Raw genomic sequence first — 7,312 nt, 5'->3', positions numbered from 1 at the left:
AATGCTGTTAATACTACTGCTCCACTTGCTGATCCTACGAAGTCACCTTTTGTTACTTGTAATACTTGCTCTTTCATTTTGCATTCTCCTCTCTTTTTCTTTTTACAAAACTTCTATTATACTAATACGCTTGATAAGAATACGATTAATGCTGTTAATACTACTGCTCCACTTGCTGATCCTACGAAGTCACCTTTTGTTACTTGTAATACTTGCTCTTTCATATTATGTATCCTCCTTTTTAATAAGTTATCTATATGTAATTTCTAAGAAATGTTTATTTCATAGTTTTTATGTTGACGTTACATTAAATTTAATAACGTAACGTTTGTAACATTAATGTAACATAACTATTGTTACGTTGCAATATAATTACGTAAATTTTATTACACTTTTTTTACGTTTTTTTATGAAAACCTTCAAAAACCTTGATTTAATGCATTTTCTACTAAATCCATATTTGTAACATTCATGTAATATTACAGTCATATAACGAAACATCCCTATACCTACCTCTACTTTTGTTACAAAGTAAGATAAATCTTTCATTAATAAAGTGGAATCTATCAAATTCTTACTGATAGTTCATGAGAGATAAAATACAATCTTTCCAAGATAAGTTTATATGTTTCCTTTATATAACTATGTATAATAAGAACAAAGAGGTGGTCATTTTGAAATTAATCGCATTAGATATGGATGGTACACTACTATCATCTAATCTTGAAATCTCCAAAGAGAACTTACAAGCTATCCAAACTGCAAAAGAGGCTGGTCATATTGTCATGATTTGTTCTGGCCGTGCAAAAGAGGATGCTTTGAAATTATTGGAAGAGTATAAACTATCTCTTCCAGTTGGAGCAAGCAATGGGGCAATTGTTTATGTGGATGGAGAAGTAATTAACTCACGTTGTATACAAAACGACAAAGTGTACAAACTTGCAAAATTACTAGAATCTGAAGGCTTTCCTTATAAGCTATATACAAATAAAGGAGTTTATTCTCCATATACATGGCAAGATCAAGTTATGCAAGCGTTCGAAGAAAATAAGCATGCACTAGATGTTACGCTTGAGGAACTTGAAAGAATTACAGAAAAACAAAAGAAATCAAACTTAATTACTGATTTCCAAAAAATAGAAGATGTTGTAAATAATCCAGAATTAGAAATATCTAAATTCTTTATTTTGACATTTAACGCAGGGCATCGCGCACAGCTATTAAGTATGTTACAAGAAGATACTGATATTATGGTTACAGCATCTGCTCCTACTAATTTAGAAATTATGGACAAGAATGGACATAAAGGAAATGGACTGAAACAAATGGCAGCCCATTTTAATATACCAATTGAAGATACAGTTGCTATCGGTGACAATTTTAACGATGTACCCATGTTAGAAGCAGCTGGTTTATCAGTTGCAATGGGAAACGCTGAAGAAGATGTAAAAAAACTATGTGATGTTGTAACATTAACAAACAATGAACATGGTGTTGCTCATGCAATCGAACAATTTGTATTGAAACAAACTTCATCTAGTAAATAAAAAAAGGACTCTTTCTATTTGAAAGAGTCTTTTTCTTTTATACATGATGACAAGCAACAAAATGCTCTTCACCAACATTACGGAATTCTGGTACCATTTGTTTACAAATATCTGTTGCAAACGGGCAACGTGTATGAAAACGACACCCCGAAGGTGGATTCGCTGGACTTGGAATGTCACCCTCTAGTATGATTCTCTCTCGCTTCACTGTTGGATCTGGTATTGGAACAGCGGATAACAATGCTTTCGTATACGGATGAAGTGGATTCGTAAATAACTCATCACGCGGCGCTGTTTCCACAATCGTTCCTAAATACATAATTCCAATCTTCGTACATAAGTGCTCTACTACGCTTAAATCATGTGAAATGAACAAATAAGATAATCCCTTTTTCTCCTGTAGCTCACTAAATAAATTAATGATCTGTGCTTGAATAGATACATCTAATGCTGCCACAGGTTCGTCAGCTACAATAAATTCTGGGTTTAATACCATAGCTCTTGCAATAACGATACGTTGGCGTTGTCCACCCGAAAATTCATGAGGGTACCGATCAATATGATATGGGGCTAAGCCACATAACTCTAATACTTCTGTCACTTTTTCACGAACATTTTCTTTCGTCGCTAATCCGTGAGCTAACATCGGTTCACCAAGCGCTTCCCCAATTCTCATTCTCGGATTTAATGAGCTAAATGGATCTTGGAAGACAAGTTGCATATTAGGACGATGTTTTCTCAATTCTTCCTTAGATAAAGAGTGAACATCTTGCCCTTTAAACTTCACTTCCCCTTCCGTTTTTTGGACGAGACGTAAAATTGTTTTTCCTATCGTTGTTTTTCCGCTTCCCGATTCACCAACGAGGCCGAATACTTCACCTTTATTAATAGTAAAACTTACTCCATCAACTGCTTTTACATGTCCAACCGTTCTACTAAATATGCCGCCTTTAATTGGAAAATATGTTTTTAAGTTTTTTACTTCTAATAATGGTTCACTCATTGTTTCGCACGCTCCTCATATAACCAGCAAGCAACTTTATGATTCTCATCATGTACATTCAAACTTGGCGCTTCTTCTTTACATATTTCCATACAATGCTCACAACGGCCGCTAAAGTAGCAAAACTCATCCAAACCAACTAAATTAGGAACTTGCCCTGGAATAGAATATAGTTTATCTATTCGTTTTCCCATCACTGGTTTTGATTTTAACAAACCTTTCGTATACGGGTGTTTCGGATTTTGGAATATTTCTAGTACCGGTGCTTCTTCAATAACTTTCCCGCCATACATAACGACAACATAATCAGCCATTTCCGCTACGACACCTAAGTCATGTGTAATTAATAAAATGGATGTTTTAAATTCCTTTTTTATTTGCCTTAATAAATCTAATATTTGAGCTTGAATCGTAACATCAAGAGCCGTTGTCGGTTCATCAGCAATTAATAACTTAGGATTACAACTAAGTGCAACAGCAATCATAATACGTTGTAACATACCACCGCTCAGTTCGTGTGGATAAGAATGGACGATTTCATCCGCGCGGGCTATACCGACTTTACGAATTAACTCAATTGCCTTCTTATATGCTTCATTTTTACTAAGTAATTCATGCTCCCTTAACGTCTCTACAATTTGTTCCCCTACAGTAAAGACTGGATTTAGCGATGTCATCGGTTCTTGGAAAATCATCGCAATATCATTCCCTCGTAAACTACGAAGCTCTTTCTCTTTCATTCCTAAAAGACTTTTTCCTTCATATAAAATATCTCCACCTACTACACTACCTGATTCAGCAATAAGTCCCATAATAGATAAAGCCGTTACACTTTTCCCGCAACCAGATTCACCTACAACACAAACAGTTTCACCTTCTCGAACAGAAAAACTAACATGATTCACAGCTTTTACTGTTCCTTCTTCTGTCTGAAAGTGTGTTTGTAAATCTTTTAGCTCTACTACTGCTTTACTCATATTCCCTCACCTACCGTCTCATCTTTGGATCTAACGCATCACGAAGTGCATCACCAAGTAAATTAATGGATACAACTGTTATAAAGATTGCAAAACCAGGCGGAATCCATAACCATGGGCGCTTTTGAAAATCAATTAATGAGTTCGCTGCACTAATCATATTCCCCCATGATGGTGTAGGTGGGACAACGCCGAGACCTAAGTAGCTTAGTGCGGACTCACTTAAAATAGATCCAGCCACGCCCAAAGTTGCTACAACAATAAGCAACGGAAAGACATTAGGAATTAAATGATGAATAATTTTTCGAGAATCCTTTAATCCTAATACATCTGCTGCTTGCATAAATGCTTGCTCCCGCAATGTTAAAATTTGTCCTCTCACAAGACGAGCAAGTCCTGGCCATCCTACTAAACTTAAAATAATCATTACAACATATAAACGGTATTCTGATGGTAATTTCCATTCTGATAAAATTGCTCCCATTATAATAAGTAGCGGTAATCCCGGAATGGACATTAACACATCCGCAACACGCATAATTAAATGATCCACAACCCCTCGATAAAAACCAGCAATTGCTCCTAATAAAGCTCCTAGTATAACGGATAGTAGCATCGACGCTAAACCAATTGTTAATGAAATACGACCTGCTTGCATAAGTCTAGTTAAAATATCCCGTCCCAACTGGTCTGTTCCAAGCCAATGTGATAGGTTGGGTGGTTTATTAATTTGTGTTACTTGTACTTTTCCATCAGCATATGGTGAAAAGATTGGACCGATAAAACTAAATAAAAACATAAATATTAAAACGTATAATCCGTACAATGCCATCTTATTTTTCTTAATTTTTTTATACGCTTGGCGCCATGGTGATGATTCGTTTCTCTTTTTCCGTTCTTTCTTTTTCTCTATTATTGGTGTAATGGTCTCCATATCTTTCCCCCCTTACTTCAATCTAATTCTTGGATCAACAAACGCATATACAATATCTGCTAAGAAATTAGCCATAATTGTTAAACACGAAAGAAACATCGTAAAGGCCATTAATACTGTATAATCACGGAAGTTTAATGCTTCTAATTGAATACTCCCGATTCCTGGCCAGTTAAAAATCTGTTCAATAATAATAGCTCCTGAAAATAAACCTGGTAATTCAAAAGCGAGTAATGTAATTGCTGGCAAAATTGCATTTTTCAATGCATGTTTATAAATAACGCTTCTTTCTTTTAAGCCTTTTGCACGAGCAGTACGAATATAATCTTGTCTAATAACATCCAACATGCCGGTTCTAAAATATCGTGTTAACGATCCTACACCAAGAAGCGTTAAAATAAATACAGGTAGAATCATATGACGTAATACTTCTAATATGTATGCTATCCCTGTTGAGTTACTCCCGATATCAATCATGCCACCAATAGGTAATAACTTTAAATCAACTGCTAATAATTTTATTAAAAATAGTCCGATAAAGAATGATGGAAATGACATTGCTGCAAAGACACCGATTGTTACCAATCTATCAAACCAAGAGTGCTGCTTTGTTGCAGAAATAACCCCAATAATAAGAGCAATAATCCAAGTGAAAAATAAAGCTGCAACAGCAACAATAAATGTATTCCAAATGAATTTATTAAGTAATGAAGTTACTGGTTCTTGGTACTGTAAAGAAAATCCAAAATCACCATGCAACGCATTCACTAACCAATGAAAATACCTTTCAATAATTGGTTTGTCTAAGCCGTATAATTCCCTTAATTCTTGGGCTCTCTCTGGTGTTAACTTCGGATTTGAATCGATATAATCTCCCGGCAAAAGTGCAAATAAGAAAAAAATAATAATAGATGTACCAAACAATGTAGGGATCATTTGAAGGAACCTACGAATGATATATGTTTTCACCTTTTGTCTCCCCAATCCTATTTACTTAAAAATAGAAGAACATTTTTTCAAAACAGCTACCATTCCATTGCTGTGTGAAAAAACGTCTTCTATTATTTAGGTCAACCCTTATTGTTCAATAGATAACACTGGTAAGTTGGAACTGATGCTATCGTACTTTTCTGGATCAATTCCTTTTATACGTGCATTATGAGCATAAAGTAGTTTACGATAATTTAATAAAATAACTGGTGGATCATCACTTAACTCTTTATACAGTTCTTTATAAATTGCTTTACGTTTTTCAATATCTGTCGTCCCTATGCCTTTTACAATCAAGTCATCTACTTTCGGATTACTATAACCCGTATCACTTTTTGGATTAGTCGATAAGTAATCACTTACAACTTCACTTGGATCACTAATTCCTGGTGTTGAAACTGCCGCTAAATCGTAGTCACCTTTCCCTACTTTTGAAAGCATCGTATTAAAGTCCATCAACTCTGGATTTAATTCAACACCTATTTCTTTGTAACTTTCTTTTGCAATTGGAATAAAGATATCATTTGTTTTACCTGTATTTGATGCGTAGTATGTTAATTTTAATTTTTGACCATCTTTTTCACGAACCCCGTCAGAACCTACCTTCCAACCAGCCTCATCTAATAATTTTTTAGCCTTTTCTACGTCGTGTGGATATTTATTAATACCTTCTTCTGTATATGCCCATGAAACTGGCGCAATTGGTACGTTAGCAACAGATCCATATCCTTGTAAAGCTGTATCCACATACTTCTTACGGTCTAATCCATAAGTAAGTGCTTGACGTACCTTTTTATCTTTCAAATACGATTTCTTATTATTTACATAGATATAAGCAATGTCACTTGATGATTCAAGATTAATGTTTGCAAACTCTAATCCTTTTAATTGGTCTATATTCTCAGGATTTGCTCTAAATCCACTATAGTCCAGTTCACCGGTTTGGAATAATTGGAATCCAGTATCACCTGATGTGATTTTGTAAATAAAGTTTTGGATTTTTGGTTTACCTGCATAATAATGTTCGTTAGCAACAAAGCGTACTTCTTGACCCGGAACATATTTTTCAAATTTATATGGACCCGCCGCAATTGGTTGCCCATATAATGCTTTTAAATAGTCTAAACTTGTATTTTGTTTATAATCTTTTCCATAATAAGCTTTTGATAGCACTGGACCACCTAAATTAATTAGCGCCTGTGAATTAACTTTTTCAGTTGTAATTTTAATTGTTTGTGGATCAATAACTTGAATTCCTTCAATAGAAGTTGCTTTTCCTTCTTTATATTCTTTTCCACCTTTAACAGCATACTGAGCAATGTCCATTCCACCTTCATACGCTTTATCATGAAGTAGTGTTAATGTAAATGCTACGTCCTCAGCCGTTAAAGGCGAACCATCACTAAATTTTAGATTTTTACGTAAATGGAATGTATATGTTAACTGATCAGCAGAAATATCCCATTTTTCTGCAAGGTCCGGAATGGGTTTACTTTGTTTGTCTGTTGTTACTAGTGATGCAAAAATTACAGACGTTACATTTCCATCCCAACCATTCTCTTGGAAATATGGAAGGAAAACTCCCCCTGGCTTAGAAATGGCCGTAATAAAAGTATCCTTTCGCTGATTTGCTTTCTCTGGACTTTTCTTTTTATCTGTAGCTGGAATTGATTCAATCTTAGCGTCTTTTAAGTCTTGTTTTTTTACCGGTTCTGTAGAAGCAGTATCTTCCTGTCCCCCACAAGCAGATAACACAAGCGAACTACTCAGTAATACCGAAAATACACCAGCCCATTTTTTTGTCTTTTTCTTCATTGTCCCCACCCTAACTTTTTAATAGTGATACCCTTTGAACTTATTA

The 7,312-nt window shown here is 34.9% G+C and carries 8 protein-coding genes; 1 reads left to right on the top strand and 7 read right to left on the bottom strand.

All coding sequences use genetic code 11. The features are described 5' to 3' along the window. Together PDQ33_RS21655 and PDQ33_RS21650 are read right to left on the bottom strand one after the other, a co-directional pair. Positions 1–77: DUF3948 family protein (locus PDQ33_RS21655; protein ID WP_002101907.1), on the bottom strand; the 77-nt coding region annotated here is incomplete at its 3' end. 39 nt (positions 78–116) lie between these two features. Further along, on the bottom strand, positions 117–224 hold the full coding sequence (locus PDQ33_RS21650; protein WP_000664237.1) for a DUF3948 family protein: 108 nt from the start codon (positions 222–224) through the stop codon (positions 117–119). A 450-nt stretch (positions 225–674) separates the two neighbouring features. Here PDQ33_RS21650 and PDQ33_RS21645 point away from each other — a divergent pair, with 450 nt between their 5' ends. Next, positions 675–1,547 (top strand): Cof-type HAD-IIB family hydrolase, encoded by an 873-nt coding sequence (locus PDQ33_RS21645; protein ID WP_000766404.1) that lies wholly within the window; start codon positions 675–677, stop codon positions 1,545–1,547. Positions 1,548–1,584: 37 nt separating this feature from the next. On the opposite strand, the gene PDQ33_RS21640 is transcribed toward PDQ33_RS21645, so the two are convergent. From PDQ33_RS21640 to PDQ33_RS21620, 5 genes are all read right to left on the bottom strand, one after another. Further along, complete coding sequence (locus tag PDQ33_RS21640; protein ID WP_061130713.1) at positions 1,585–2,550, bottom strand: ABC transporter ATP-binding protein; 966 nt, start codon at positions 2,548–2,550, stop codon at positions 1,585–1,587. After that, positions 2,547–3,527: an ABC transporter ATP-binding protein gene (locus tag PDQ33_RS21635; protein ID WP_000030784.1), complete on the bottom strand. Its 981-nt coding sequence runs from the start codon at positions 3,525–3,527 to the stop codon at positions 2,547–2,549. The genes PDQ33_RS21640 and PDQ33_RS21635 overlap by 4 nt, the downstream gene beginning before the upstream one ends. Positions 3,528–3,537: 10 nt before the next feature. Then, positions 3,538–4,461 carry an oligopeptide ABC transporter permease gene (opp4C, locus tag PDQ33_RS21630; protein WP_000447961.1) on the bottom strand — a complete coding sequence of 308 codons (924 nt, stop codon included), beginning with the start codon at positions 4,459–4,461 and terminating at the stop codon, positions 3,538–3,540. Between the two features lie 12 nt (positions 4,462–4,473). Beyond that, the gene (locus PDQ33_RS21625; RefSeq protein WP_270756588.1) at positions 4,474–5,430 is read right to left on the bottom strand and encodes an ABC transporter permease; all 957 of its coding nucleotides are present in this window, start codon (positions 5,428–5,430) and stop codon (positions 4,474–4,476) included. Positions 5,431–5,538: 108 nt separating this feature from the next. After that, positions 5,539–7,266, bottom strand: coding sequence for an ABC transporter substrate-binding protein (locus tag PDQ33_RS21620; RefSeq protein WP_000730667.1), 1,728 nt, complete (start codon positions 7,264–7,266; stop codon positions 5,539–5,541). Between the last annotated feature and the right edge of the window lie 46 nt (positions 7,267–7,312).

This window comes from Bacillus cereus group sp. Bc031 (assembly GCF_027716265.1).
Classification (GTDB): Bacteria; Bacillota; Bacilli; order Bacillales; family Bacillaceae_G; genus Bacillus_A; species Bacillus_A paranthracis.
Note: the sequence above shows the minus strand (reverse complement) of the source record. Positions and strands in the feature narration are given on the sequence as shown.